Source organism: Variovorax sp. Varisp85 (assembly GCF_047304045.1).
Classification (GTDB): Bacteria; Pseudomonadota; Gammaproteobacteria; order Burkholderiales; family Burkholderiaceae_C; genus Variovorax.
This window is the reverse complement of the sequence record NZ_JBGLYN010000008.1, coordinates 17,723-43,334: the sequence shown is the minus strand read 5'-3', so window position 1 is coordinate 43,334 and position 25,612 is coordinate 17,723. Positions and strand designations below refer to the sequence as shown.

At 68.3% G+C, this 25,612-nt stretch carries 23 protein-coding genes; 11 read left to right on the top strand and 12 right to left on the bottom strand.

What is annotated here, in order from left to right; all coding sequences use genetic code 11:
- Positions 1-242: 242 nt before the first annotated feature.
- From ACCC97_RS05295 to atpE, 5 genes are all read left to right on the top strand, one after another.
- Positions 243-1,259, top strand: a complete 1,017-nt coding sequence (locus ACCC97_RS05295) for an ABC transporter permease (RefSeq protein ID WP_413312367.1) — start codon at positions 243-245, stop codon at positions 1,257-1,259.
- Positions 1,256-2,260, top strand: coding sequence for an aldo/keto reductase (locus tag ACCC97_RS05290; RefSeq protein ID WP_413331786.1), 1,005 nt, complete (start codon positions 1,256-1,258; stop codon positions 2,258-2,260). The genes ACCC97_RS05295 and ACCC97_RS05290 overlap by 4 nt, the downstream gene beginning before the upstream one ends.
- Positions 2,261-2,294: 34 nt before the next feature.
- Positions 2,295-3,149, top strand: coding sequence for a class I fructose-bisphosphate aldolase (locus ACCC97_RS05285; RefSeq protein ID WP_056588449.1), 855 nt, complete (start codon positions 2,295-2,297; stop codon positions 3,147-3,149).
- 121 nt (positions 3,150-3,270) lie between these two features.
- Positions 3,271-7,980 carry an Ig-like domain-containing protein gene (locus ACCC97_RS05280; protein WP_413331785.1) on the top strand — a complete coding sequence of 1,570 codons (4,710 nt, stop codon included), beginning with the start codon at positions 3,271-3,273 and terminating at the stop codon, positions 7,978-7,980.
- 147 nt (positions 7,981-8,127) lie between these two features.
- Positions 8,128-8,367, top strand: a complete 240-nt coding sequence (atpE, locus tag ACCC97_RS05275) for a F0F1 ATP synthase subunit C (protein WP_007835387.1) — start codon at positions 8,128-8,130, stop codon at positions 8,365-8,367.
- 13 nt (positions 8,368-8,380) lie between these two features.
- Here atpE and ACCC97_RS05270 read toward each other — a convergent pair whose 3' ends face one another.
- The 8 genes from ACCC97_RS05270 to gtdA all read right to left on the bottom strand — a co-directional run bounded on the left by ACCC97_RS05270 (position 8,381) and on the right by gtdA (position 16,651).
- Entirely contained in the window at positions 8,381-9,268 is an 888-nt protein-coding gene (locus ACCC97_RS05270; protein WP_007835388.1) for an acyl-CoA thioesterase, read from the bottom strand.
- 98 nt (positions 9,269-9,366) lie between these two features.
- Positions 9,367-10,056 (bottom strand): hypothetical protein, encoded by a 690-nt coding sequence (locus ACCC97_RS05265; protein WP_413331784.1) that lies wholly within the window; start codon positions 10,054-10,056, stop codon positions 9,367-9,369.
- 23 nt (positions 10,057-10,079) lie between these two features.
- Entirely contained in the window at positions 10,080-11,450 is a 1,371-nt protein-coding gene (locus tag ACCC97_RS05260; protein WP_413331783.1) for an FAD-dependent oxidoreductase, read from the bottom strand.
- Positions 11,450-12,427 carry a Bug family tripartite tricarboxylate transporter substrate binding protein gene (locus ACCC97_RS05255; RefSeq protein WP_413331782.1) on the bottom strand — a complete coding sequence of 326 codons (978 nt, stop codon included), beginning with the start codon at positions 12,425-12,427 and terminating at the stop codon, positions 11,450-11,452. Before ACCC97_RS05255 ends, ACCC97_RS05260 begins: the two co-directional genes overlap by 1 nt.
- 83 nt (positions 12,428-12,510) lie before the next feature.
- Positions 12,511-13,488: a Bug family tripartite tricarboxylate transporter substrate binding protein gene (locus tag ACCC97_RS05250; RefSeq protein ID WP_007835399.1), complete on the bottom strand. Its 978-nt coding sequence runs from the start codon at positions 13,486-13,488 to the stop codon at positions 12,511-12,513.
- A 59-nt stretch (positions 13,489-13,547) separates the two neighbouring features.
- Positions 13,548-14,795, bottom strand: coding sequence for a 3-hydroxybenzoate 6-monooxygenase (locus ACCC97_RS05245; protein ID WP_413331781.1), 1,248 nt, complete (start codon positions 14,793-14,795; stop codon positions 13,548-13,550).
- 24 nt (positions 14,796-14,819) lie between these two features.
- Entirely contained in the window at positions 14,820-15,524 is a 705-nt protein-coding gene (locus ACCC97_RS05240; protein WP_007835403.1) for a fumarylacetoacetate hydrolase family protein, read from the bottom strand.
- A gap of 65 nt (positions 15,525-15,589) precedes the next feature.
- Complete coding sequence (gene gtdA / locus ACCC97_RS05235) at positions 15,590-16,651, bottom strand: gentisate 1,2-dioxygenase (protein WP_413312350.1); 1,062 nt, start codon at positions 16,649-16,651, stop codon at positions 15,590-15,592.
- A gap of 122 nt (positions 16,652-16,773) precedes the next feature.
- On the opposite strand from gtdA, the gene ACCC97_RS05230 reads away from it, so the two are divergent.
- From ACCC97_RS05230 to ACCC97_RS05205, 6 genes are all read left to right on the top strand, one after another.
- Entirely contained in the window at positions 16,774-17,670 is an 897-nt protein-coding gene (locus ACCC97_RS05230) for a LysR family transcriptional regulator (protein WP_007835407.1), read from the top strand.
- Between the two features lie 99 nt (positions 17,671-17,769).
- Complete coding sequence (locus ACCC97_RS05225) at positions 17,770-18,219, top strand: acyl-CoA thioesterase (protein WP_007835409.1); 450 nt, start codon at positions 17,770-17,772, stop codon at positions 18,217-18,219.
- Positions 18,220-18,312: 93 nt separating this feature from the next.
- Positions 18,313-18,789 carry a phasin family protein gene (locus tag ACCC97_RS05220; protein ID WP_007835410.1) on the top strand — a complete coding sequence of 159 codons (477 nt, stop codon included), beginning with the start codon at positions 18,313-18,315 and terminating at the stop codon, positions 18,787-18,789.
- Positions 18,790-18,931: 142 nt separating this feature from the next.
- Positions 18,932-19,651, top strand: a complete 720-nt coding sequence (locus ACCC97_RS05215) for a TetR/AcrR family transcriptional regulator (RefSeq protein ID WP_007835412.1) — start codon at positions 18,932-18,934, stop codon at positions 19,649-19,651.
- Positions 19,652-19,657: 6 nt separating this feature from the next.
- Positions 19,658-20,497, top strand: a complete 840-nt coding sequence (locus ACCC97_RS05210; RefSeq protein WP_413331780.1) for a hypothetical protein — start codon at positions 19,658-19,660, stop codon at positions 20,495-20,497.
- A 64-nt stretch (positions 20,498-20,561) separates the two neighbouring features.
- A complete protein-coding gene (locus ACCC97_RS05205; protein ID WP_007835415.1) occupies positions 20,562-20,819 on the top strand; it encodes an acyl-CoA-binding protein in 258 nt (85 codons plus the stop codon).
- Between the two features lie 9 nt (positions 20,820-20,828).
- On the opposite strand, the gene ACCC97_RS05200 is transcribed toward ACCC97_RS05205, so the two are convergent.
- From ACCC97_RS05200 to ACCC97_RS05185, 4 genes are read right to left on the bottom strand one after another with little or no spacing between them, the layout of a single operon-like run.
- Complete coding sequence (locus tag ACCC97_RS05200; RefSeq protein ID WP_413331779.1) at positions 20,829-22,070, bottom strand: CaiB/BaiF CoA transferase family protein; 1,242 nt, start codon at positions 22,068-22,070, stop codon at positions 20,829-20,831.
- Positions 22,071-22,116: 46 nt separating this feature from the next.
- The gene (locus ACCC97_RS05195; RefSeq protein ID WP_413312341.1) at positions 22,117-22,431 is read right to left on the bottom strand and encodes a polyhydroxyalkanoic acid system family protein; all 315 of its coding nucleotides are present in this window, start codon (positions 22,429-22,431) and stop codon (positions 22,117-22,119) included.
- Positions 22,424-23,548 carry an aminopeptidase gene (locus ACCC97_RS05190; RefSeq protein WP_007835418.1) on the bottom strand — a complete coding sequence of 375 codons (1,125 nt, stop codon included), beginning with the start codon at positions 23,546-23,548 and terminating at the stop codon, positions 22,424-22,426. Before ACCC97_RS05190 ends, ACCC97_RS05195 begins: the two co-directional genes overlap by 8 nt.
- The gene (locus tag ACCC97_RS05185) at positions 23,545-25,608 is read right to left on the bottom strand and encodes a molybdopterin-dependent oxidoreductase (protein ID WP_413331778.1); all 2,064 of its coding nucleotides are present in this window, start codon (positions 25,606-25,608) and stop codon (positions 23,545-23,547) included. Before ACCC97_RS05185 ends, ACCC97_RS05190 begins: the two co-directional genes overlap by 4 nt.
- Positions 25,609-25,612: the final 4 nt, after the last annotated feature.

Sequence of the window (25,612 nt, the reverse complement as noted above, 5' to 3'; positions counted from 1 at the left end):
AAGGCACCCCGCCAGCGTGATCAATGGACGCCGCGGTTGATCGCAGGACACAACGACAGCGCCCACTGTGCACAGGGCACCGGGTGCTCCCCGCAGCGAAATAAAGGAGGAGCCGAAGGCGGGGGACATTCGCGGAGGGGAGCACCCGGTGGCCTGTGCACGCGCCCCGAACAAGAGCGCCAAGAACACAAACATCAAGAACACAACCGACAAGCAAGACAACGCGCAGTGGAGCATCCGACATGAACTACCCGGCCCAACTCGACGCAGGCCTTCCAGCAAGACAGCAAGGAAGACCCCCCGCAAAACCCGCCAGCAAGCTCGGCAGCATGCGCGAGATGGGCTTGCTGCTCATCATCGCCGTGCTGTGCGCGGGCATGAGCTTCGCGTCGCCCTACTTCCTGACCTGGGACAACGTGCGCGCCATGCTGCTGTCGTTCTCCATCGAAGGCATCGTGGTCGTCGGCATGACGATCCTGCTGATCGTCGGTGGCATCGACCTGTCGGTGGGCTCGGTGGTGTGCTTCGCCATGGTGGTCACGGGCAAGCTCTTCCTCATGGGCTTCGACCCGTGGACCGCAGGGCTCATCGCCATTGCGGCGAGCGCCATGATCGGCGCGATGATCGGCGGCTGCGTCACGCGCATCGGCCTGAACCACTTCATCGCCTCGCTGGCCTTCATGGTCATCGTGCGCGGCCTGTGCCTCGCGCTCACGCAGGGCACGCCGCAGTCGCTGTTCTCGCTGCCGGCGGAGTTCAAGTTCATCGGCCAGGGCACGCTGTTCGGCATTCCGGCCGTGATCCTGATCTTCCTGGCGATCGTGGTGGTGAGCGACTTCCTGCTGCGCCGCTCCACCCTGCTGCGCCGCGTGTTCTACACCGGCAGCAACGAGAAGGCCGCGCTCTACTCCGGCATCCGCGTGGGCCGCGTGAAGTTCTGGGTCACGGTGCTGTGCGCGGCCTCGGCGGGCCTGGCGGGCGTGATCTACACCGCGCGCTTCGGCGCCGCCACGCCGACCTTCGGCATGGGCATGGAGCTCAACGTGATCGCCGCGGCGGTGATCGGCGGCGCCAGCCTCAAGGGCGGCTCGGGCACCGTGCTGGGCGCGGTGCTCGGGCTTGCGCTGCTGTCGGTGGTGACCAGCTCGCTGATCCTGCTCGACGTGTCGCCCTACTGGCAGGACGTGATCAAGGGCCTGATCCTGCTCGCGGCCGTGACCATCGACCACATCCTGAACACGAGAAAGACCAAGCGATGAACAGCAGCAACAACGCATCGATGAAGCAGACCACCCTCGGCCCGTCGGGCATCGAATGCTCGGCCATCGGCCTGGGCACCTGGGCGATGGGCGGCTGGATGTGGGGCGGCGGGGACAACGCGGCCGCCGTGCTGGCCATCCAGGCCTCGCTCGACGCGGGCGTGAACCTGATCGACACCGCGCCGGCGTACGGGCTCGGGCGCTCCGAGAGCATCGTCGGCACCGCGCTGAAGGGACGCCGCCACGAGGCCGTCGTCGCCACCAAGTGCGGACTGGTATGGCACACGCAACAGGGAACGCACTTCTTCGAAGAGGATGGCCACCCGGTGCATCGCTACCTCGGGCGCGAATCGATCGTCCATGAGTGCGAAGAGAGCCTCAAGCGCCTGCAGACCGACTACATCGACCTCTACATCACGCACTGGCAGGACAGCACCACGCCGGTCGAGGAAACGATGGACGCGCTGCTGGAGCTCAAGAAGCAGGGAAAGATCCGCGCCATCGGCGTGAGCAACGTGAGCCCCGAAACGCTCGCCGAATACCTGCGCCATGGCCCGGTCGATGCGGCGCAGGAGCGCTACAGCCTGATCGACCGCGAAATCGAGCAGGCGCTCGTGCCACTGTGCAGCGAGCACGACGTGGCGGTGCTGGGCTATTCGTCGCTGGCGCTGGGCCTGCTGGCCGGCCCGATCGACCCCGGGCGCAAGTTCACCGGCGACGACCAGCGCGCGAGCAACCCGCGCTTCAGCGCGCAGAACCGCGCGAAGCTCAAGGCCTTCTTCGACGAGCTGGAGCCGCTGCGCAAGCAGCTCGAATGCTCGTTCGGCCAATTGATGATCGCGTGGACGCTGGCACGCGGCAGCGTCTCTGTGGCGCTGTGCGGCGCGCGCGTCAGCAAGCAGGCGGTCGAGAACGCAGCGGCCGGTTCGGTGCGCCTGCGCGACGACGCACTGCAACTCGTCGACGCCGTTGCGGCCAAGCACCTGAACGCGCTGGCCTGATCCTCTCCACTTTCAATACAAGGACCTCTTTCGTATGTCGAAGGACAAGACCGCACGCCTGAACCGGCTGCTGAACAACGGGCGCTGCCTGGACATCGCGCTCGACCACGGCGTGTGCAACGAGCCCTCGTTCCTCAACGGGCTGGAAGACATGCCGCAGGTGATCGACAAGCTCGTGGCCGCCGGCCCCGACGCCATCCAGCTCAACTACGGCCAGGCCGATCTGCTGCAGGACCGCCCGGGCCGAGACAAGCCCGCGCTGGTGCAGCGCATCGACATGGGCAACCCCTACAACGCCACCGCCCACCGCGTGATGTGGGCCGTGCTGCAGAACGAGCACGACCCGGTACTGCCGGCAGTGCAGCGCGACGCAGCCTGCGTGGTCGTCAACCTGTTCATGCTGCCGAACGAGCCCGACCTGTTCCGCCAGTGCGTGCAGAACATCGCGCGCGTGCGCGCCGACTGCGACCGCTACGGCATGCCGCTGATGATCGAGCCGCTGGTGATGCGCCCGCACAGCGAGCAGGGCGGCTACATGGTCGATGGCGACGCCGAAAAAATCGTCACGCTGGTGCGCCTTGCACGCGAGATGGGCGCCGACATCGTCAAGGCCGACCCCACCACCGATCCCGCCGAGTTCCACCGCGTGGTGCAGGCCGCGCGCTGCCCCGTGCTCGTGCGCGGCGGCGGGCGCGAAGACCTGCAGCAGGTGTTCGCGCGCTCGCGCGTGCTGCTGGACCAGGGCGCGGTCGGCATGGTGTACGGGCGCAATGTGTACCAGCACGCCAACCCGTCGGCGGTGGTGAATGCGTTGATGGCCATGATCCACCGCGGCGCAAGCGCCGAGGAGGCGTGGGGCATCTACGAATCGGGCGGCACGAAGAAGTAACGCAGCGCCGCCGGAAAAAAAGAGAGGGAGAGGCTGTACGGCAGGCGGCGCACTCGTCGCCGGCCGGGGTGCGCCCTGCGCGCGCGCTTTCGCGAGTGAACACCACAACTTGGAGGCGACGATGAAGATCCGGTATTACCTGATGGCTTTGATGGTGCCGTTCGTCACACTGCTGACGCACGCGGCAATCACCGGGGTCAGTCCGATGACGACCCTGGGCAACATGGCGGCGGCGGTTTCCGAAGCTGTCGCCGACCCGCTCCCGCTGCAGGGTCCGGGCCTGGGCAACCTCACCTACACCTCGGCGGAACTGTTCAAGCCGGTGTCGATGATCACCAGCGCGGCGCATCCGCTCGATCCGGCACACAGCAGCGCCTACGAGTCGCGCGAGGTGCCCGCCACCTACCCGGGCCGCAAGGACTACGGCATGAACGCGGGCATCATGATCAACGGCTACTTCCTCACCTCCTTCGCGCCGGACAGCGGCCTCGGGCCGGGCGGCTTCCTGCTGTACGACGTGTCGAACCCGCGCCAGATCCAGCTCGTCAAGAAGATCTACGAGCCCGAGGCCCGCACCAAGGAGTTCCGCGAGACCCATTCCTTCGGCACCGCGAAGATCGGCGGCAAGACGTATGTCGTCCTGCCCAGCATCAACGGCATCGAGTTCTGGGACTTCTCCGACATCAACGACATCAAGCAGGTGAAGAAGCTGGCACTGCCCGGCGTCAACGGGGGCGACTACGAGGACGTCGCCTGGCAGCTCTGGTGGCAGGCGCCTTACCTGTACGTGGCGTCGGCCGGCCGGGGCATCTTCATCGTCGATGCCAGGGACCCCGCGAACGCAGTGATCGCGAACCGCGGTGCGGGCAAGCCCAATCCGGTGCCCACCGGCGAACTCGGCGGTTTCCGCATCGGCCCGATCTTCACGATGGGCAACCACATGGTGCTGACCGCGATGGAAAGCAACGGCGGCTTCGCGAGCCTGGACATCTCCGATCCGCTCAACCCCAAGGTGCTCGATTCCATCATGGGCACCACGCCGTTCTACTACGCCACCTGTTTCGACGGCAGGAACCTGCACGCCTCCGCGCGCAACAGCGGCGCCAGGATGTACAGCTACGACCTGAGCGACCGCTCGCGCTTCGTGGCCGAGGACAACCGGCTCGTCATCGACGAAATGCTGTACTGCGCCACGCAGGACAACTACGTGATCCAGGGCGCGCAAACGCGCATCCACAAGGTGGACGTGAGCAATCCGCTCAATCACGTGGAGGTGGGCCGCGGCAGCATCCTGCGCGAGGACGACCCGAACTTCTCGCATTCGGACAACGGCCAGGTCGCGATGTTTGGCAACCTGGTCTTCGTGGGCAACGACCACGGCTCGGGCAGCGGCTTCATCGTGCATGCGGTGGACCCCGACACCACCAAGCCTGAAGTCAAGCAGGTCTCGCCGGCCAACGGCGCGAAGCAGCAGGCGCTGACCTCGCGCATCGGCCTGGGCATGACGGACAACATCCGGCCCGAGAGCGTGAATTCCAACACCTTCATCGTGCGCCCGGTGGGCGGCAACACGCTGGCGGGCACCTACAGCGTGCAGCTGGGCATCATCAACTTCTCGCCCGACCAGCCGCTGCAACCCGGCACCAGCTATGAAGTGTTCCTGCCGGCCAACGGCGTGAAGGACTATGCGGGCAACGCCATCGCGGCCGACTACAAGTCGACCTTCAACACCGGCAACGCGACCGACATCAACCTGATGCATTACTGGACGCTGGCGGGCAACCTGTCCGACCAGATCGGCAGCAACAACGGCACGCCGGTCGCGGGCGACGCGTTCGAGAGCATCGGCCTGAACTTCGCGAACCGCACCGCCGGTGTGCCGCTGAAGAACGATTCAGTGGCCACCGTGCTCGGCGGCACCGCGTCGCTGAGCTTCTACATGAAGACCACGCAGGCGGGCGGTGCGAACTCGTGGACCGCGCCCGGCATCTTCGGGCGCGACCAGGCGAGCGGCACGGACGACGTGTTCTGGGGCTGGCTCGACAACGGCGGGCGCATCAAGCTGTCGGCTGGCAACGACGCCGGCACCACCTCCACCGCGGCGGTGAACGACGGCACCTGGCACCACGTGGTGCTGACGCGCGACGCGGCCTCCGGCGCCCAGGCCGTGTACGTGGACGGCGTGAAGACCACCTCCACCGGCCCCACGGGCAACAAGGGCCTCACGAACAAGTTCAGCGTGCTGGGGCAGATCCAGGGCAATGCCGCGCTCTTCAAGGGCACGCTGGCAGAGGTGCGCGTCTACAGCCGCGTGCTGAGCGACACCGAGGTCAACACGCTGCGCAGCCAGGCCATCATCGGCGACCCCGGCATCGGCGGCGGTCCGAAGCTGGTCAACGGCCAGCTGGTGTTCAACCCGGGCACGCTCGGCAGCAGCGGCGCGCAGTTCCGCTGGAACTTCGGCGACGGCACGCAGACGGCGTACTCGAACCAGCCGAACTACACCTACACCTACAACCGCCCGGGCCACTTCACGGTGACGCTGACGGTGAAGGACGTGAACGGCCGCGAGACCTTCTACACCTACAACCTCACCGTGATCGCCCCGGTCACGGCGCGGGCGCCGACGCACACCACCAACATCGCGGGCGATGCGAATTCGGTGTACTCGGTAAACCCCGACAGCGGCACGGTCGCCGCCATCGATGCGCAGACCCTGGCCAAGCGCTGGGAAACGCGCGTGGGCGACGAGCCGAAGACGCTGGCCGTCGGCCCCGACGGACGCATTTGGGTCACGGTGCAGGGCGAGGACAAGCTGGTCGCGCTGAGCGCGGCCGACGGCAGCCTCTCGACCACCGTGCCACTGGCCTACGGCAGCGGCCCCTACGGCGTGGCCTTCACGCCGGACGGTGCGAAAGGTCTGCTCACGCTGGAGAGCAAGTCGGTGCTGATGAGCTTCGACCCGAGCAACGGCAGCACTACCGGCGCGGTCGCGCTCGAAGGCAACCTGCGCGGCATCGCGGTCAACGCCGACTCGCAGGTGGCTTATGTCACGCGCTTCAAGTCGAAGATGACCGGCGGCCAATTGCACAAGGTCAACCTGCAGGGCATGAGCGCCATGACCACCATCGCGCTGCCGGTGGACACCGCCACGGTGGACACCGAGAGCCACGCGCGCGGCGTGGCCAACTACCTGAGCCAGGTGGTGATCTCGCCGGACGGAACGCGGGCGGTGCTGCCCTCGAAGAAGGACAACATCGTGCGCGGCAAGTTCAGGGACGGCCTTGCGCTGGAGCACGACAAGACGGTGCGCTCCATCCTCTCGCAGGTCAACCTGCAGACGGCCGCGGAAGTGTTCGCCGAGCAGATCGACTTCGACGACCGCGCACCGGCGCGCGCGGCGCTGTTCTCGCCGTCGGGCGACTACCTCTTCGTGGCGCAGATGGAAGGCAACCGCGTGGCCATCGTCGATCCGTACAGCCGCGCGGTGCGCGGCGAGATCAACACCAGCAGCGCGCCGCATGGCCTGTACCTGGACGCGACGCGCAAGCGCCTGTTCGTCAACAACTTCCTGGCGCGCTCGGTGTCCGTGCACGACGTGGCTTCGGTGCTGTCGTCCGAGACGGCGGCCGCGATCTTCCTGCAGAACGTGGCGACGGTGGCACAGGAACCGATGGCAGCCGCGGCGCTGCGCGGCAAGCAGGTGTTCTACAACGCCTCCGACCGTCGCATGAGCAAGGACAACTACATCTCCTGCGCGAGCTGCCACGCAGACGCCGGCGACGACGGCATGGTGTGGGACTTCACCCAGCGCGGCGAAGGCCTGCGCCGCACCATCAGCCTGCAGGGGCGGCGCGGGCTGGGCCACGGCAAGCTGCACTGGACGGCCAACTTCGACGAGGTGCAGGACTTCGAGAACGACATCCGCAACGAGTTCGGCGGCACCGGCTTCCTGACGAATGCGGACTTCGCGGCCACCTCCGACCCGCTCGGTGCGCCCAAGGCCGGCAAGAATGCGCAGCTCGACGACCTCGCGGCCTACCTGAGCTCGCTGAACAAGTACATGCGCAGCCCGGCGCGCAATGCCGATGGCAGCCTGAGCGTCGATGCGGCGCGGGGCCAGGCACTGTTCACCTCGGCGCAGTGCGTGACCTGCCACGCGGGCGGCACCTTCCGCGACGGCATCCGGCACGACGTGGGCACGATCCAGGCCTCGTCGGGCAAGGGCATGAACCAGCCGCTCGCGGGCATCGGCTTCGACACGCCGACGCTGTCGGGCACCTGGAACACCGCCGCCTTCTTCCACAACGGCCAGGCGGCCACGCTGCAGGACGTGCTCGGCAGCGGCCATGGCAATGCCAACAGCCTGCCGGCCGCCGACGTGGTGGCGATCCGCGAGTACGTGCGCTCGCAGGACACGGCCCCGGCCGTCATCTCGCGCATCCGCTCGGACCTCAACCCCACCCTGTGCGTGAACATCAAGGGTGCGGCGACCACCAGCGGCGCGACGGCCGTGCAATGGCCGTGCGGTACGGCGGGCAACGAGAAGTTCACGGTGACGAGCCTCCCCGGCGGCTACGTGCAGTTCGTGGCCGAGCACAGCGGGCTGTGCCTGGCGCAGAACGGCACGGCGACGACGAACGCGCCGGTGGTGCAGCTGGCGTGCACGGCGGGCAACACGGCGCAGTGGAGCATGGTCGGCGGGAGCATCCGCAACCGCGCCTCGGGTTCGTGCCTGGACGTGCCGAACAGCTCGACGGCGCAGGACACGGCGCTGATCACATGGACCTGCAACGGCGGGAACAACCAGAACTGGACACAGCTTCCGTAGCGCCAGCAGCGTTCCACGAAAGGCCGGCCGCTTCATGCGGCCGGCTTTTTTCATGCCGCCCATGACCTCCCACGTCATGGACCGTGCGCACCCGCTCTGGGAAAGTACCTCCATCGATCCATCAATCAACCACCAGGAGAAAACACAATGACCGGCTTCAACATCCTTCCCCTCGCAGTCGCCCTGCTGATCGGCATCGCCGCGCTCGGCTCGTGCCTCGGCATCGGACTGGTCGGCCAGAAGTTCCTGGAAAGCACCGCGCGCCAGCCCGAGTTGGTCGACACGCTGCAGACCAAGTTCTTCCTGATCGCGGGCGTGACGGACGGCGCATTCATCATCGCGACGGGCATCGCCCTCTGGTTCGCGACCGCCAACCCCTTCGGCTGAGGCCCTGTTTTTTTTACTTGCGCCGGATGCGCAGCATGCCTTCCTGCGCTGCCGAGGCCACCAGCCGGCCGTCGCGCGCATAGAGGCTGCCGCGGCACAGGCCGCGCGCGCCGCCCGCGCTGGGCGAGTCGAGCACGTACAGCAGCCAGTCGTCCATGCGGAAATCGCGGTGGAACCACATCGCGTGGTCGAGGCTGGCGGGGCGCACCTGGCCGCTCATGAAGCTCAGGCCGTGCGGCAGCATCGCGGCGCGCAGCAGGCCGTGGTCGGAGGCGTAGGCCAGCAGCGCGCGGTGCACCATCGGGTCGTCGGGCAGCGGCGCGATGGCGCGCATCCAGATGGCGCTTTGCGCCGAGGCCGGGCGCACCTGCGGGGCGATCAGGTCTTCGGGGTCGACGCGGCGGTACTCGATGCCGTGCGGCTGGACCGCCTTGGCGCGCCAGGGCTCGGGCAGGCGATCGCCGAGGGCGATGCGCTGGTCGAGCTCGCTGATCAGGCCTTCGGGGCCGGCCACCTCGGGCATGTCGAACTGGTGCTCGACGCCGTCGTCCACGGTCTGGAACGAGGCCGACATCTCGAAGATGATCCGCTCCTGCTGGCGCGCCACCACGTGGCGGGTGGTAAAGCTGCGGCCATCGCGCACGCGGTCGACGCTGTACTCGATGGGCGCGTGCTCGCCGGGCAGCAGGAAGTAGGCGTGCATCGAATGCACGGGGCGCTCGGCGCCCACGGTGAGGCTGGCGGCCATCAGCGATTGGCCCAGCACCTGGCCGCCGAACACGGCGGGCGTGCCGATGTCTTCGCTCTGCGCCAGGAAGCGGTCGCCGCCCAGTGGCTCGAGCTGCATGAGCGCGACGAGTTCGTTGACGAGGCGGGAGGCGGTGGCGTGATCGGTGGTCATCGGAGGCATTCAGGGCAAGCGGAAAAGCAACCCTCGACCATAGCAAAGGCCGCGCCCGAAAACTGTCGCGGGCCGGTCAGCCGGCGCCCCCGATGGGCCTATTTGTAGAAGCAGACACCCATGAAGCGGGCGCTGCAACCGGAATCCGTGCCGCCCTGAACCACGCGCACCGGCACGCCGCCCAGCAGCATCGAACCGTCGTCGGCATACACCAGCGGCGAAGGCGCGGCCCTGGCGAAGGTGCCGCTGAGCGTTTCCTGCTCGACGTACTTGAGGTACTGGCGCCGCGAAAAGTCGACCTTGTCGGCCGACTTCAGCGGCGCGGCCTCGTAGCGCTTGCCGTACACCGTGCCGAAGTAGCGCAGTGCCGGCCCGGTGCGGTCGCCGTACTTCACGTCGGCCTTCGCGAAGCCGGTCTGGACGAGGAAGGTGCGGTCTTCGGGCGTCAGGTCGGCGTCGAAGGCCATCAGCACGTACTGGCCCTCGAAGCTCTGGTTGCGCGCCACCTTGAGTTCGCCGATCAGCGCGGGCGTGACTTTGGTGCGGCCATCCCAGCGCAGCAGCGCCGCCACGGACGGATCACCGTCGAACACGTAGTGGTAGTTCTCGCCGGCAATGGCGACCTTGCGGCCGTCCTTGGCCGCCACGAAGCTCACGACCCGGTCCTTGCCGTGGACCGGGTCGCCTTCGGGCGTGCTGGCGCAGCCGGTCTGCAGCAGGCCGAGGGCGGCGCAGGACAGCGCCAGGAAGATGCGACGTGCGGAGGTCGGCAACGAAGGGAGGTGCACTTTTCGTCCAGGGTTCGAGTTCATCAAGCCCCGGACTCTAGCCTCTGGCGGTCGAGATCGGCGCCGTCTGCGGCCAGCTTCTTCTGCAGCGCGGCCACGTCCACGCCGGCGAACGCGGTGCTGCCCAGCGCCGCCGCCGCCGTGCCCGCGGCCTGCCCCATGACGAAGCAGCCGCCGCTCGCACGCGCGGCCGACTGGCCTTCGTGCGTCATCGATGCACAGCGCCCGGCCACCAGCAGGTTGTCGACCGCCTGCGGCACCAGCATGCGCCAGGGCAGGTGGTTGTAGGCATTGGCTTCGTCGTGCGGAAAGGCCCACTCGATGCGGCCGTCGGCGTGCATTTCCATCGGCCAGGCGTTCAGGCCGATGTTGTCGTCGAACTTCGCCGAACCCAGGATGTCCTCGCGCCCGAGCGCATACAGACCCTGGATGCGCCGCGTCTCGCGGATGCCGACCTGCGGCGCGATCTCCACGATGGCCGACTGCGCGAAGCCGGGCACCTCGGCCTTCAAGAACTTGAAGTACTCGGCGATCTGGCGGCGGCCTTCGAGCTCGCCCTCGCTGAGCTCGCGCGCGTCGACGCCGTTCATCGCGCGGCCCTGGGCATTGCGGATCTGCGTGACGTTGGCGCGCCATTCGCGCGGGTCCCTGTTGGGCCGCAGGATGGCGCCTTCGCGCGGAAACCTGTACTTGCCCGGATGCTGCTGCTCGGCGCGCGCCATGTAGTCGTTGATGGCCGAGAACTCGCCCACAGCCGCCAACGCGGCCGGCGCGTCGACCTGGCCGATGCGGAACATCGTGGTCGGAAACAGCCCGCTGCCGTGGCCGTCGCCCACCTCGAAGGGCACGCCGGCAAAGGCCGCCACGTCGGCGTCGCCACTGGCGTCGATGAAGGCGTTGGCGCGAATGGCCTGGCGGCCCGACTTGGTCTCGACCACCAGCGCGTCGATGCGGCTGCCGTCGCGGATGACGGACGCGGCCAGCGCGTGGAACAGCAGCTTCACGCCGGCGGCGCCGAGCAGCTGGTCGGCGGCCAGCTTGTAGGCCGAGGTGTCGTACGAACGCACGCAGATGCGCCCGCCCATGCCGTTCTGCGGCGCGTTCATGCCGTTGAACCCGGCGATGCGGTCGATCAGCTCGTCGACCACGCCGCGCACCAGTTGCGTCATCTCGCCCTTGCGCTTGCCGTACAGGCCCGCGAAGTTGGTGACGCCGCCGGCCGTGCCCATGCCGCCGAGAAAACCGTAGCGCTCCACCAGCAGCGTGCTCGCACCGTGGCGCGCGGCGCTCACGGCGGCCGCGATGCCGGCAGGGCCGCCGCCGACCACCACCACGTCGTATTCGCCGAACACCGGCAGCGCGCGCGCCGGCTCGTTCAATGTCTGCGCTGTCATCACTGCAACTTGATGCCGCGGGCCGAGATGATCTTGGTCATGATCGCGGCCTCTTCATTGACGCGCGTGCGCATGCCGTCCGGCGAAGTGCCCACGGCCTGCCAGCCCTGCTCGAAGAGCTTGCGGCGCACGTCGGGGTTCTTCATGACCACTTCGAGTTCGCGGCTGATGCGGGCCTGCGCGGCCTTCGACAGGTTGGCCGGACCGAGCAGCGCCACCCACACCTCGAGGTTGAAGTCCTTCACGCCGGCCTCGGCCAGCGGCGGGATCTCGGGCACCAGCGCGCTGCGCCCGCCCGTGAGGCCGATGGCCTTGAGCTTGCCGGCGCGGATCTGCGGCATGGCCACGCCCGGCGGGATCAGGCCCATCTGCACCTGGTCGCCCAGCATCGCCGTGACGACCTGCGGATTGCCCTGGTAGGGCACGTGCTCGGGCTTGAAGCCGCTCACTCGGGTCTTGAGCAGTTCCATGCCCAGGTGGCCGACCGAGCCGATGCCCACCGAGCCGTAGTTCCACTTGTCGCCGGCCTTGCGGCCCGCGTCGAAGAAGGCGGTGCCCGAGGGCAGGTTGTTCTGCGCCACCAGCACCAGCGGCGCCGTGGCAATCAGCGAGAGATAGGTGAAGTCCTTGGCCGGGTCATAGGGCAGCTTGGGGTACAGCATCTTCGACGACGTGAGATTGCCGTTGATGACGAGGCCCAGCGTGTGGTCGTCGGTGGCCTTGGCCACCTGGTCGGCCGCGATGTTGCCCGAGGCGCCAGCCTTGTTGTCGACCACGATCGGCTGGCCCAGCGCCTTGCCCAGCGGCTCGGCGATGGTGCGCGCCGCGATGTCGGGCGTGGAGCCGCCCGGGAACCCCACGAGCAGGCGGATCGGCTTGGTCGGCCAGGCGGCGTTCTGTGCGCTGGCGGCCAGCGGCAGTGCGGCGGCGGCAGCCAGGCCGCAGGCAATCAGGAAAGCTCTCTTGGTGGCTTGCATGGAAAAAAGTGTGAGAAAGTTGTCAAAAACCAGAGCAGGCCAGCTTAACTGCCGAGCGAAGCGCCGGGCAAGGCGCGTCCTCGCTATTCGAGGCTGATGTTGCCCCTGCGCACCAGCTCGCCGTACACCTTCGACTTGGCCTCGGCATTGCGCTCGATTTCCTCGGGCGACCAGGCCAGCGGCTCGAAGGCGAAGGTGTCGAAGCGCGCGCGGATCTCGGGGTCGGCGATGACCTTGGCCACGTCGGCATTGATCTTCGCCTTGACGGCCGCCGGCACGCCCTTGGGCGCGAGCAGCGACACGAACGAGTTGACCTCCAGCGAGGCCGGGCCGCCGGCCTCGGCCATGGTGGGCACGTCGGGCATCTGCGGAATGCGCCTGGGCGCCGCGATGGCCAGGTAGCGCAGCTTGCCGGCCTTGTAGATGCCCTGGCTCGACGGAATGCTCGCGAAGCTCCACGGCACCTCGCCGGCGCCCACGTTGGAAAACAGCTGCGACACCTCGCGGTAGGGCGCGTGGCGCATGTGGATGCCGGTGAGCGCCTCGAGCTGCTGCGCACCCAGGTGGCCAGGACTGCCGACGCCCCACGAGCCGTAGACGATGCCATCGGGGTTGGCCCTGGCCGCGCCGATCAGGTCGCTCATGTTCTTCCATTTCGAATCGGTGGCCACGGCCACGAAGAAGGGCGTGCGAAACAGCGAGGCCACCGGATCGAAGTGCTGCAGCGTCACGAAGTTGCGCGACTTGTACAGGTGCGGCAACGCGGCGATGTGCTCGCTGTCGAGCTGCAGCAGCGTGTAGCCGTCGGGCGCCGCGCGCCGGGCCTGGTCGATGGCGATGAAGCCGCCGCCGCCGGGCTTGTTGTCGATCAGCACGCGCTGGCCCCACAGGCGCGAGAGCTTGTCGGAGACGAGGCGCAGCACCGCGTCGGGGCCGCTGCCGGCCGCGAAGGGCGTGACCAGGGTCACGGGCTTGTTGGGAAAGTCGCCGGCTTGCGCCAACGCCCCTGTAGCGACGGTCAGGGCAAGCCCCGCGGTCAGCAGTGCGCGCGAAAAGTTCATGGTGTCTTGTCTCCTGGGCCTGTGGCCTCGATGGTTATGGGTGATGGAAGAAGCAGGCTTCAATGCGGCGAAAGCACGGCGAGCGCCCCGGGCCGCAGCGCCTCGGGCGCGTCGTCCAGGCAATGCTCCGGCCGCCAGGCGTAGAGCCACTCGACCGCATCGTAGAAGCGCTCGGGCGAGCGCCCTGCCCACAGGCTGTTGCGCACCAGGCGCTCCACGCCCCTGGCGTGATAGAGGCGCCCCATCTCGCGCACCGACAGCACCACGCGCGCCGTGCGGGCAATGCGCGCCGCTTCGTACAGCTTGAACGCGGCGGGCATGTCGAAACCGCAGGCCTGCACAGCGGCGCCGAGCGTCACGGCATCCTCGAGCGCCATGCAGGCGCCCTGCGCGAGGTACTGCATCATCGGATGGGCCGCATCGCCCAGCAGCGTGGCAGGGCCCTCGCTCCATCGTTCGACCGGGTCGCGGTCGGCGGTGCTCCAGCGGCGCCACGAGGTCGGGCGGTCGAGCAGCTGGCGCGGGCGCGCATGCACGCCCTCGAAGTACGAAAGCACTTCGGCCTTGCTGCCATCGGTCACGCCCCACTCCTCCTGCCCGCGGCTGTGGAAGGTGACGACGAGGTTGTATTGCCCGCCATGGCGCAGCGGGTAGTGCACCAGGTGGCAGTCGGGGCCGGCCCAGACCACGGGCGCGTTCCAGCGCAGGTCGGCGGGCATGTCGGCCGCGGGCACGACGGCGCGGTACACCACGTGCCCCGACACGCGCGGCGCGTCGCCGATGAGCTTGCTGCGCACCACCGACTTCACGCCATCGCAACCGACGATGGCATCGGCCTGGAAGCGGCGGCCATCGCGCGTGACAGCCGTGACACCGTGCGCACCGGTGTCGATGGCCTCGACCTGCGCCGAGGTGTGGAAGCGGATCAGCGGGTGCTGCCTCACGGCTTCATGGATCGCGCCGTGCAGGTCGGCGCGATGGCTCACCGCGTACGGGTTCCTGAAACGTGCGCGAAAGGCTTCGCCGACCGGCACCGAGGCCACTTCGCCGCAATCGACGGCGTCCATCATCACGAGCCGATCGGTGAAGACCGAACCGCGGCGCACCGCCTCGCCCACGCCCAGCGCATCGAGCGCGGCAAAGGCATTGGGGCCGAGCTGCAGTCCGGCGCCGATCTCGCCGATGGCAGCGCTCTGCTCCAGCAGGTCGATGGAAACGCCCAGGCGCGCCAGTGCCAGTGCGGCAGCCATGCCGCCGATGCCCCCGCCGACCAGCAGCACCGAGGGAGGATTCTTCGAGGGAGTCATGGCAGGCCTGCGCGGTGGAGGGAGTCAGTCGATGTGCACGGTGAGCGAGGGCAGGCGCTCGATGCTCACCTTGATCGTCTGGCCCGGCTTCACCGCACCCACGCCTTCGGGCGTGCCCGTGAAGATCAGGTCGCCGGGCTGCAGCGTGAAGAGCGTCGACAGGTTGGCGATGACTTCGTTCACCGACCAGATCAGGTGCGTGATGTCGCTGTTCTGGCGCACCTCGCCGTCGACTTCGAGCGTGATGGTGCCGGCGTTGAGTTCGCCCACGTCGGCCAGCGTGCGCAGCGGCGCGATGGGCGCGGAGAAGTCGAAGGCCTTGCCGATTTCCCACGGACGGCCCTGCTCGCGCATCTTCATCTGCAGGTCGCGGCGGGTCATGTCCAGGCCGACGGCGTAGCCGTGGATGTGGCTGGCGGCCTGCTCGGCCGGGATGTCCTTTCCGCCCTTGCCGATGGCGACCACCAGCTCGGCTTCGTAGTGGTAGTTGCTGGTGAGCGGCGGATAGGGAATCGAGGCGCCCTTGCCGTCCGCCACGGGCACGACGGAGGCGTCGTCGTTCGGCTTGCAGAAGAAGAACGGCGGTTCGCGGTCGGGGTCGAAGCCCATCTCGCGCGCATGGGCCGCGTAGTTGCGGCCCACGCAGTAGACGCGGCGCACGGGGAACTGCTGGTCGGAGCCCACGATGGGCAGGCCGACGATGGAAGGAGGCGTGAAGACGAAGGACATGAAAACTCCTGCCGCATGGGGCGGCGCTGGGTCGAACAAACAAGAAGAAAAGCCGGGCGCCCGGTTCAGGCGTCTTCGAGGAAGGCTTCGCGCAGGATGCCCATGGCCTGCTGCACGGGACGGTCGGAGAAGCTGAACAGCACCGTGTCTTCATCGGGCGAAGACAGGCGCAGCGGCGCCCACGAAGGCACCACGAAGGTGTCGCGCGGACCGAACGCGAAGCGCTGGCCGCCAATCTCGGCCGTGCCGTGGCCTTCGACCACGCTGTACACCGCGCCGTCGGTCGCCCGATGCGTCCTGCCCGCGAAGCCCTTGGGCAGCAGCTGCAGGTTGGTCGAGATGGTCGGCATCGGCGAGCCGCCCGTCAGCGGATTGATGTAGCGCAGCTTGTGGCCCAACCAAGCGTCCGGCGCCTCCTGCTTCTGCAGCTGGGCCAGCGCCTCGCGGCTGCGGGCATAGGGGTAGTTGAAGATCGGCGAGGTGGCCGAGGCGTGGTCGTGGCGCACCGGCACCATGTTGTGGCCGAAGCGAGCGAGGCTGTGGCCCTCGGGGCGAGCCACGTGCTGCACCTTGGCATCGTCGTTCTCGGCGAAGCCGGCGTCGAAGAAGCGCAGCATCGGGATGTCGAGGCCGTCGAGCCACACCACCGGCTCGACCGATCCGCCGATGCCTTCGTTGCCATGGTCGTGCCAGGCCCAGGAAGGCGTGATGATGAAGTCGCCCGGATGCATGGTGGTGCGCTCGCCGCCGACCGTGGTGTAGGCGCCCTTGCCGTCGACGATGAAGCGCAGCGCCGACTGCACGTGGCGGTGCGAAGGCGCCACCTCGCCCGGCATGATGAGCTGCAGGCCGGCATAGAGCGACTGCGTGATCGACGAATTGCCGGGCAGCGCCGGGTTCTCCAGCACCAGCACGCGGCGCACGGCCTCCTCGGCGGTGATGAGGTCGGCCGACTCCATCAGCAGCGGGCGGATCTCGTCGTAGCGCCACAGCGCGGGCACGCAGGGCGTCTGCGGTTCGCGCGGCACCAGCGCGTGCAGCGATTCCCACAGCGGCGTGAGGTGCAGGGGGCTGATGCGGGCGTAGTAGTCGCGGCGTTCGGCCGCATTGGAAGGCGCGGGTTTCATTGGGCTTGGGTGTCTCCGTGGCGGCATTGTTGGTCCGCACCACTATTTCCTCAAGACCGCCTGCCAATACACGGAATTCGAAATTTCGATAATGGTGACTTTCACCGCAGCGTCAATCGCCCATGTCCAAGCTCGATCTCGAATGGCTCGCCGTGTTCGACGAGGTCTACAAGACCGGCAACGTCTCGAAGGCCGCGGAGCGGCTGGGCATGGCGCAGGCGGCGGCCAGCACCGCGCTGAACAAGCTGCGCGCGCACTTCGACGACCGCCTGTTCACCCGCACCGCGCAGGGCATGCAGCCCACGCCGCACGCCGAGCGCATCTACCCGAACCTGCGCGAGGCGCTGGCCCAGCTGGCGCAGGCCCAGGGCAACCGCAGCAGTTTCGAGCCCGCGCAGGCGCAGCGGCGCTTTCGCATCTGCATGACCGACATCAGCGAGGTGGTGCTGCTGCCCGGCCTGCTCGACCACCTGCGGCGCGCGGCGCCGGGCGTGCACATCGAGACCGAGATCATCTCCACCCTCAGCGGCCGCCGCCTGCAGGACGGCGAGGTCGACCTCGCCGTGGGCTTCATGCCGCAGCTGGACGCGGGCTTCTACCAGCAGACGCTGTTCATGCAGAACTTCGTCTGCCTGGCAGCACAGAACCACCCGCGCATCGGCGCGAAGCTCACGCGCAAGCGCTTCGAGGCGGAGGCGCATGCGGTGGTGTCCACCTCGGGCACCGGGCATGCCATCGTCGACACGACCCTCGCGCGGCTGGGCCTGAAGCGCAACGTGGTGGTGCGGCTGTCGAGCTTCCTGAGCGTGGCGCGCATCGTGGCGCACACCGAACTGATCGTGGTGGTGCCGCGCATCCTCGGCAACGTGCTGGCCACGCAGGAGCCGGTGAAGCTGCTGGAGCCGCCTTTCGTGCTGCCCGACTACGCGGTGAAGCAGCACTGGCACGAGCGCTTCCACGCCGACCCGGGCAATGCCTGGCTGCGGCGCACGCTGGCCCAGCTGTTCAGCGGCAGCTGACCGGGCGTGCATGCCCGAGCGACGGGCGGCGTCCGCAGGCGTGGCCCCGCTCGCATAATCGCGGCTCCTCCCACAGCCATATCCACAAAAGGCGGCCCCATGTCTTCGATCACCCTGCGCTTTCTCGCCGAACCCAGCACCGTCAACTTCGGCGGCAAGGTCCACGGCGGCACGGTCATGAAGTGGATCGACGAGGCCGGCTACGCCTGTGCGACCAGCTGGTCCAAGCGCTACTGCGTCACCGCCTTCATCGGCAGCATCCGCTTCCACCGCCCGATCATGATCGGCGACCTCGTCGAGGTGGAGGCCCGCCTGGCCTACACGGGCAACACCAGCATGAACATCTCGGTCGAGGTGCGCAGCGGCGACATGAAGGGCGGCGCGATGGAAAAGACCACCGAATGCCTGATCGTGTTCGTCTCGGTCGACTCGCACGGCCGGCCACTTCCGGTGGAAAGCTTCGTGCCCGGCACCCCCGGCGAAATGGCACTGGCCGAGCGCGCCAAGACACACCTCGATGCGAGCCGCGCAGCCGGCGCGACACCGTAGACCCTCCCGGCTTCGCATGTAGACGTGAAGCTCTAATGGGGAGCACGCCGAGCGGCTAGAGTCAGGCGATCGTTTGCAAAAAGGAACATTCGCATGGCTACCCAGGACGACGACAGCAACGGCAAGGCCGCCGACCGCATCAAGGATTCCGCCCAGCAGATCTGGCTCGCAGGGCTCGGCGCCTTCGCCAAGATGCAGCAGGAAGGCAGCAAGGCCTTCGAGGCGCTGGTGAAGGACGGCGCCGGCATGCAGAAGAAGACCCAGCAGGCCGCCGAGGAAACCCTGGCCCAGGCCCAGCAGCGCATGGCCGGCTTCGCCAGCGAGTTCGGCACCAAGGCCGCAGGCCAGTGGGGCAAGCTGGAGAACATCTTCGAAGACCGCGTGGCGCGCGCCCTCGAAAAACTGGGCGCACCCACCGCAGCCGACATGGCCGCGCTGCAGGCGCGCGTCGAGGCGCTCGAAGCCCAGCTGAAGAAGCAAGCGGGTGCGGCCCCCCGCAAACCCACGGCGCGCAAGACGGCCGCCCCCGCCGCCAAGAAAACCACCTTGCGCCGCAGCAAGGCGGGCTGACACCGCGCCGGCCCCGAGCGGCCGGCCGGTATTGCGGCACCGCACAAGAACCCGGCGCTGCAAAACATGTCCCGCACCGTCCATGGTGCGGTGCACATAGGCTAGAGTGTCCCCAAGAACACGAGCACACGGGGGCACCGACATGGCAAAGAAGGCGCCACGCCGCACGGCGCAACGCATCCTCGAAGCCGCACTGGATCTGTTCAACCGCTTCGGGGAGCCGAACGTCTCGACGACGCTGGTGGCGGGCGAACTCAACATCAGTCCGGGCAACCTGTACTACCACTACCCGGCCAAGGAAGAGCTGATCAACAAGCTCTACGAAGCCTACGAAACCGAGCTCAACGAGCTGCTGCACGCGAGCGAGGGCGTGCACGACGTGGAGGACGCGTGGTTCTTCATGCACAGCCTGTTCGAGCTGATCTGGCGCTACCGCTTTCTCTACCGCGACCTGAACGACCTGCTCAGCAAGAACCGGCTGCTGGAAACCCGGTTCCAGCTGGTGCTGAAGAACAAGGCCCGCGCCATCCGCCAGCTGATCGCCGGCCTGAGCCGCGCCGGCCATCTCGAGATCGACGTGCACGAAGTCGACACGCTGGCGCAGAGCATGGTCGTCGTGCTGACCTACTGGCTCAGCTACGAGTACGTGCGCAATCCGCGGGAGGCGCTGGAACCCGCGCACGCACAGGGCGCGCTGATGCGTGGCGGCCATCACACCCTGCACCTGCTCGCACCCTACCTTGAGCGCGAGCAGCGGCGGCATTTGCTGACACTGAGCAACGCCTACAACGGTGAAGATGCCGCCAGCAGCGGCAGTCTGGGCGCCGGCGCCGCGGCATCTCCTGTCGATATGGCGGCCTAGACAACCATGCCCCACCCCGATTTCAAACCGCTCTCGCTGATGTCCGCCAGCCCGATTGCCGCCGCCAGCCCGGGCCCCTGGACGCCCCTGCCATGGGCCGACCTGCCCCGCTTCGACGTGCGCAGCGTGCTGGCCCACTGGCTGCGCCTGCATGCCGGCCACGAGCTGCCGCTGCCGGCCGAAGGCTCGCCGCTCGCCGAAGGCTGGGCGCTGTACCACAGCGGCGAATTCGAACGCGCCGCCGCCGTCGGCCTGCAATTGGGCGGCGAGGGAATGGCGCTGGCCAACCAGGCGACCGCGATCTACGCCAACTACCTGGAGCCGCGCGAGGCCGTGCGGCTCGCGATGCTGCGCCAGGTCATCGAGCGCGCCAGCGCGCAGGCCGCCGCCGAGCCCGAGAACTGCCAGGCGCTCTACTGGCAGGCCTATGCGCTGGGCCGCTACAGCCAGGGCATCAGCGTGGCGCGCGCACTGGCCCAAGGCCTGGGCAGCAAGCTCAAGGGCGCGCTGGAACGGGTGATCGAACTGCAGCCGCGGCACGCGGACGCCCACCTCGCGCTGGCCTCGTTCCATGCCGAGGTGATCGACAAGGTCGGCGCGCTGGTCGGCCGCATGACCTACGGCGTGCGCTCGGAAACCTCGCTCGCGCTGTTCGAGCGGGGCCTGGAGCTGCACCCGCATTCGGCCGCCGGAATGATGGAATACGCCCGCGCACAACTGATGCTGCACGGCGAGTCGCGCATGGGTGAGGCGACGCGGCTCTATGAAAAGGCAGCGGCGCTGAAGCCGGCCGATGCGCGCGAACGGCTGGACGTGGAGCTGGCCCGGGCAGGACTGAAAGACTGAACCTGGTACCCAACGGTACCGCTCAATTTAAGATGCGCGGTTTCCGCTTTTCAATTCGAGCCCCATGTCCGACCTCAACGCCCAATTCGAAGCCGCCCAGGCCAACTCCAAGCTGCTCGCCGAGCGTCCCGACAATCCGACGCTGCTGAAGATCTACGGCCTTTTCAAGCAAGCCACCGAGGGCGACAACACCGCCAAGAAGCCCAGCTTCAGCGACATCGTCGCGCGCGCCAAGTGGGACGCCTGGACGGCCCAGAAAGGCGCGAGCGCCGATGAAGCCAAGCAGAAATACATCGACCTCATCGAATCGCTGCGAGGCTGACCGCGACCCTCAGCCGATGATCCCCCGCGCGTGCAGCGCGGCGATCTGCTCGGCGCTCAGGCCGATTTCCTTCAGCACCGCATCGGTGTCCGCGCCCAGCGCCGGCGCGTTGTGCCGGTGGCTCGCCGGCGTGAGCGACAGCTTGGGCACGAAGCCGGGCACCGCGAGCGCGCTGCCGTCGGGCATGCGCACCTGCTGCAGCATGCCGCGCGCCGCATAGTGCGGGTCGGCCGCGATGTCGGCGATGGTGTAGATGCGCCCGCCCGGCACATGCGCCGCGTCGAGCGCGGCCAGCACCTCGTCCACGGTGCGCTGTGCGGTCCAGTCGCCGATGGCGGCGTCCAGCATTTCGACCTGCGCCACGCGGCCCGTGTTGCCGGCCAGCGCCGGATCGGCCGCCAGGTCGGGACGGCCGATGCATTCCATCAGGCGGCGGAAGATGCTGTCGCCGTTGCCCGCGACGATGGCGTAGCCGCCGTCCGCGCAGCGGTAGGCGTTGGTCGGTGCGATGCCGGGCAAGGCGCTGCCGGCCGCCTCGCGCACCGCACCGAAGGCGCCGTACTCGGGCAGCAGGCTTTCCATGCAGTTGAAGACCGCCTCGTACAGCGCCACGTCGACCACCTGCCCGCGCCCTTTCGGGAATTCCGCGCTCACCGTCGCATGCCGGTGCTGCATCGCCATCAGCACGCCGATCACGCCGTGCAGCGAGGCCAGCGTGTCGCCTATCGACACGCCCACGCGCACCGGCACCCGACCTGGCTCGCCCGTGAGATGGCGCAGCCCGCCCATGGCCTCGGCCACCACGCCGAAGCCGGGGCGGTCGCGGTAAGGCCCGGTCTGGCCGTAGCCGCTGATGCGCAGCATGACGAGCGCGGGGTTGGCGGCCAGCAGATCGTCGGGGCCGAGGCCCCAGCCTTCCATCGCGCCGGGGCGGAAGTTCTCGATCAGCACGTCGGCTTCGGCCGCGAGCTGCCGCACGATGGCCTGCGCCTCGGGCTCGCGCAGGTCCAGCGCCAGCGAGCGCTTGTTGCGCGACTGCACCTGCCACCAGACGGAGGTGCCGTCCTTCAGCAGCCGCCAGGTGCGCAGCGGATCGCCCGCGCCGGGCGGCTCGATCTTGATGACCTCGGCACCGAAGTCGCCCAGCGTGCGCGCCGCGAAAGGCCCGGCGATCAGCTGCCCGAGCTCGATGACCTTGAGGCCGGCCCGCGGGCCCGCGGCCGGAGGGGAAGAGGTTATGGTCGTCGTCATGGCGCCAGAGTGTGCCGTGCCACCGCCGTCCGGATCCCGGAGACGGTCAGGCGAGGCGGCTGCGGCCCCGGTGAGACTGGAGCATTGCGTCGAGGCTGCGCGTGATTTTCTGCTCGATCATTTCGCTGAAGCTGCTGAACAGGAAGCCCAGCGTCGCGTCGAGCGTGAAGGTGCTCTCCGTGACTTCGACCGTGCCGTCGATGCCCGCGCGGGTGAAGGTCGCCACGTCGCGGCCGTCGCCCTGGGTGTAGACGCATTCGAGGCCGAACTCCTGCTCGACCTGCGCGATCCATTTGTGCGCGACGGCGCGCGCCCCGGCAATGCCCAGCGTGTGGTTGCGTTCGATATGGATGTCAGGCACCGTGGTCTCCGTTTTTGTGTTCCGGGCTAGAATGGGTCTGCAGGATGCCGGTCGCCGACTGAAGCGCACTGCGGCGTTCCGCGTCGGTCGGCAGCGCGGCAATGCGCCGGACCGCAGTGTAGAAGCGCGGCCAGTCGCGGCCTTCGCGCTCGAAGAGTTTCTCGAAGCCGGGCACGAGGTCGTCGTAGGCGGCCTGCGCACCGAAAGCTGCGTTGTTGGCGCGCGCCACCCAGGCGTCGTAGGCGTTCTGGCGCGGACCGGTCCAGCCCGCCTTCAGCTTCGCATAGCGTTCGTGGAAATCGGCCATGGCGGCCCGCTTCATGGCGTCGACCCTGGTCCGGTCCCCGGCTTTGGCTTCGGGCGATTCGTAGATGCGGTTCAGCGCGCGGCGCGTGTCGAGCGCCAGCGCGCGGAATTCCTGGCGCTGCGCGTCGAACTGCGCGTACTCGCGCCGCGCCGGCTCGCCGGCCTCGTGCTGCAGCCACAGCGCCCCGCCGATGCGCTCGACCGCGGTGGCGTACGACTCGTTGAACACCGTGTCGCCGGACACGTAGAGCACCTGGTGCGCCAGCTCGTGGAACACGATGCGCGCAAGCTCGCCCTCGGGGTAGCCGATGAAGGTGGACAGCAGCGGATCGCCGCCGGCCCAGTTCATCCAGCCCAGCGTGGAGTACGCGGGCACGGGGTACACGGCCGTTTCCAGCTCCTGCTTCTTCTGCGCCTCGGCTTCGGCATTGGCCGCATCCTCGCTGTAGTAGCCGCGATAACCCACGCAGCCCGCGACCGGGAAGCACCAGCTCTTGAGCGTGAGCGAGTACGGCGGCGCGGCCACCACGTTCCACACGGCGGCGCGGCGGTGCAGGTCGGCGTACGACTTGTAGCTGGCGTTGTCGGGCAGGCCGAGTTCGCTGGAAGCGAAGCGGCGGATGCGCTGGGCGAGTTCGAGCTTGGCCTTCAGCGGCGCGGACACGGCCGGATCGGCCAGCCATTCGGGCACGGGCCTGGCGGCCCGCATGATGCCGATGTGGCCGCTGGCGGACTGCCAGTAGTAGCCGAGGTCGGCACAGCCGGCCAGGAACAGCGAGCCGGCCAGCGCGAGAGCGCGCAGGGGCCTCACGCCTTCTCGACCTCGACGAGGCAGTCGTAGAAGGTGGGCCCCCGGCCGATGTCGGTCAGGCGCTGGCTCGTCAGTTCGTTGACGTTGGTGCCGTCCACGCCGAACTTGCGCCACCAGATGCCCATGCCATGCACCACGCCCTGCCGCGCGCGGCGCGAGACTTCTGCGCGGCAGCGGTGTTCGCCGCGCTTGTTGAACACACGCACCATCGCGCCGTCCTCGATGCCGCGCGCGGCGGCATCGGCCTCGTGGATCTCGAGCAGCGGCTCGACCTCGATGGCACGCAGGCTCGTCACGTTGACGAAGGTCGAATTGAGGAAGTTGCGCGCCGGCGGCGAGATCATGGCCAGCGGGAATTCGGTCGAGCTGCCGGCCGGCTCCCAGTTGGGGACGTGATCGGGCAGGCCGTCGATGCCCATGGCCTCGAGTCGCGCGCTGAAGAATTCGCAGCGGCCCGAGGGCGTGGGGAATTTGCCATCGGCAAACGGCGCCTCGGGCAGCTTCAGGCTGGTGAAGCCCTGCGCCAGCAGCTCGGGAAAGTCGATGGTGTTCCCGGCGAAGGCGGTGCGGCACAGCGTCTCGTCGTCGTCGGAGAAGCAGGGCTCGTCGAAACCCATGCGGCGCGCCAGCTCGCGGAACACCCAGGCGTTGCTGCGGGCCTCGCCGCGCGGCGCCACGGCCGGCCGGTTCAGCAGCACGTCGGTGTGGCCGTAGCTGCAGTGGATGTCCCAGTGCTCCAGCTGCGTGGTGGCGGGCAGCAGGTAGTCGGCATAGTCGGCAGTGTCGGTGCGGAACTGCTCCAGCACCACGGTGAACAGGTCTTCGCGCGCGAAGCCCGCCGCCACCTTGGCCGACTCGGGCGCCACCGCCACCGGGTTGCTGTTGTAGACCACGATGGCCTTCACCGGATTGGCGGTGTCCAGCAGCGCGTCGCCGATGGTGCTCATGTTGATGGTGCGCGGCTTGCGCCCGGCCAGCAGGTCGGGGCGCTGCAGCGCGGCGCGGTCGACCGGGTAGTGGCCCGAGCTGCTCAGCAGCAGGCCGCCGGCGCGGTCGCGCCAGGCCCCCACCAGCGCCGGCAGGCACGCGACGGCGCGCGCCGCGTTGCCGCCGCCGCGCACGCGCTGCATGCCGTAGTTCAGGCGGATGGCGGCCGGCTTGGTGGTGCCGTAGGCCCTGGCCAGCGATACGATCTGTTCTTCGGGAATGCCGCAGACCTGGGCCGCGCGCGACGGCGGCCATTGCAGCGCGCGCTCGCGCAGCTGCTCCCAACCCAGCGTGTGGTTGGCGATGTAGTCGTGGTCGAGCCAGTCGTGCACGATCAGCTCGTGCATCAGGGCCAGCGCCAGCGCGGCGTCGGTGCCGGGCAGCAGCGCGATGTGCTCGTCGCACTTGTCGGCGGTTTCGGTCCTGCGCGGGTCGATGCACACCAGCCGCGCGCCGGCGCGCTTGGCGGCCTGGGCGTGGCGCCAGAAATGCAGGTTGCTGGCAATGGAGTTGCTGCCCCAGATCAGGATCAGCTTCGCCTCGGCGAAGAACTCGATGCGCATGCCGACCTTGGCCCCCAGGGTGTGAACCATGGCCTCGCCGCCGGCCATCGAGCAGATGGTGCGGTCCAGCAGGGTGGCGCCCAGCTTGTGGAAGAAGCGCCGGTCCATCGACTCGCCCTGCACCAGCCCCATGGTGCCCGCATAGCTATAGGGGACAATAGCTTCGGGTTTTCCCTGTAATACTCGAAGATGCGCGGCGATGTCGTCCAGGGCGGCGTCCCAGCTCACCGGCTCGAACTGGCCGCTTCCCTTGGGACCGACACGCTTCAGGGGCTGTATCAGCCGTTCCGCATGGTCGTTGCGCTCGATGTAGCGCGACACCTTGGTGCACAGCACCCCGCCCGTGTGCGAATGGGCGGGGTTGCCCTGCAGTTTCACGGCCACGCCGTCCCTGACGGTGGTGACGAGTGCGCATGTGTCCGGGCAATCGTGAGGGCAGGCGCCCAGCACGGCGGTCGATGCGGGTTGGGAAGGTGCTTCTTCGAGCAAGGTATCCGATGCGTGGGCCATCGGG

Excerpts from the sequence above, each read along its gene's own strand:
- ACCC97_RS05295 (WP_413312367.1), top strand. The coding sequence starts at position 243 with ATGAACTACCCGGCCCAACTCGACGCAGGCCTTCCAGCAAGACAGCAA.
- ACCC97_RS05290 (WP_413331786.1), top strand. The coding sequence starts at position 1,256 with ATGAACAGCAGCAACAACGCATCGATGAAGCAGACCACCCTCGGCCCG.
- ACCC97_RS05285 (WP_056588449.1), top strand. The coding sequence starts at position 2,295 with ATGTCGAAGGACAAGACCGCACGCCTGAACCGGCTGCTGAACAACGGG.
- ACCC97_RS05280 (WP_413331785.1), top strand. The coding sequence starts at position 3,271 with ATGAAGATCCGGTATTACCTGATGGCTTTGATGGTGCCGTTCGTCACA.
- atpE (WP_007835387.1), top strand. The coding sequence starts at position 8,128 with ATGACCGGCTTCAACATCCTTCCCCTCGCAGTCGCCCTGCTGATCGGC.
- ACCC97_RS05270 (WP_007835388.1), bottom strand. The coding sequence starts at position 9,268 with ATGACCACCGATCACGCCACCGCCTCCCGCCTCGTCAACGAACTCGTC.
- ACCC97_RS05260 (WP_413331783.1), bottom strand. The coding sequence starts at position 11,450 with ATGACAGCGCAGACATTGAACGAGCCGGCGCGCGCGCTGCCGGTGTTC.
- ACCC97_RS05255 (WP_413331782.1), bottom strand. The coding sequence starts at position 12,427 with ATGCAAGCCACCAAGAGAGCTTTCCTGATTGCCTGCGGCCTGGCTGCC.
- ACCC97_RS05250 (WP_007835399.1), bottom strand. The coding sequence starts at position 13,488 with ATGAACTTTTCGCGCGCACTGCTGACCGCGGGGCTTGCCCTGACCGTC.
- ACCC97_RS05245 (WP_413331781.1), bottom strand. The coding sequence starts at position 14,795 with ATGACTCCCTCGAAGAATCCTCCCTCGGTGCTGCTGGTCGGCGGGGGC.
- ACCC97_RS05240 (WP_007835403.1), bottom strand. The coding sequence starts at position 15,524 with ATGTCCTTCGTCTTCACGCCTCCTTCCATCGTCGGCCTGCCCATCGTG.
- gtdA (WP_413312350.1), bottom strand. The coding sequence starts at position 16,651 with ATGAAACCCGCGCCTTCCAATGCGGCCGAACGCCGCGACTACTACGCC.
- ACCC97_RS05230 (WP_007835407.1), top strand. The coding sequence starts at position 16,774 with ATGTCCAAGCTCGATCTCGAATGGCTCGCCGTGTTCGACGAGGTCTAC.
- ACCC97_RS05225 (WP_007835409.1), top strand. The coding sequence starts at position 17,770 with ATGTCTTCGATCACCCTGCGCTTTCTCGCCGAACCCAGCACCGTCAAC.
- ACCC97_RS05220 (WP_007835410.1), top strand. The coding sequence starts at position 18,313 with ATGGCTACCCAGGACGACGACAGCAACGGCAAGGCCGCCGACCGCATC.
- ACCC97_RS05215 (WP_007835412.1), top strand. The coding sequence starts at position 18,932 with ATGGCAAAGAAGGCGCCACGCCGCACGGCGCAACGCATCCTCGAAGCC.
- ACCC97_RS05210 (WP_413331780.1), top strand. The coding sequence starts at position 19,658 with ATGCCCCACCCCGATTTCAAACCGCTCTCGCTGATGTCCGCCAGCCCG.
- ACCC97_RS05205 (WP_007835415.1), top strand. The coding sequence starts at position 20,562 with ATGTCCGACCTCAACGCCCAATTCGAAGCCGCCCAGGCCAACTCCAAG.
- ACCC97_RS05200 (WP_413331779.1), bottom strand. The coding sequence starts at position 22,070 with ATGACGACGACCATAACCTCTTCCCCTCCGGCCGCGGGCCCGCGGGCC.
- ACCC97_RS05185 (WP_413331778.1), bottom strand. The coding sequence starts at position 25,608 with ATGGCCCACGCATCGGATACCTTGCTCGAAGAAGCACCTTCCCAACCC.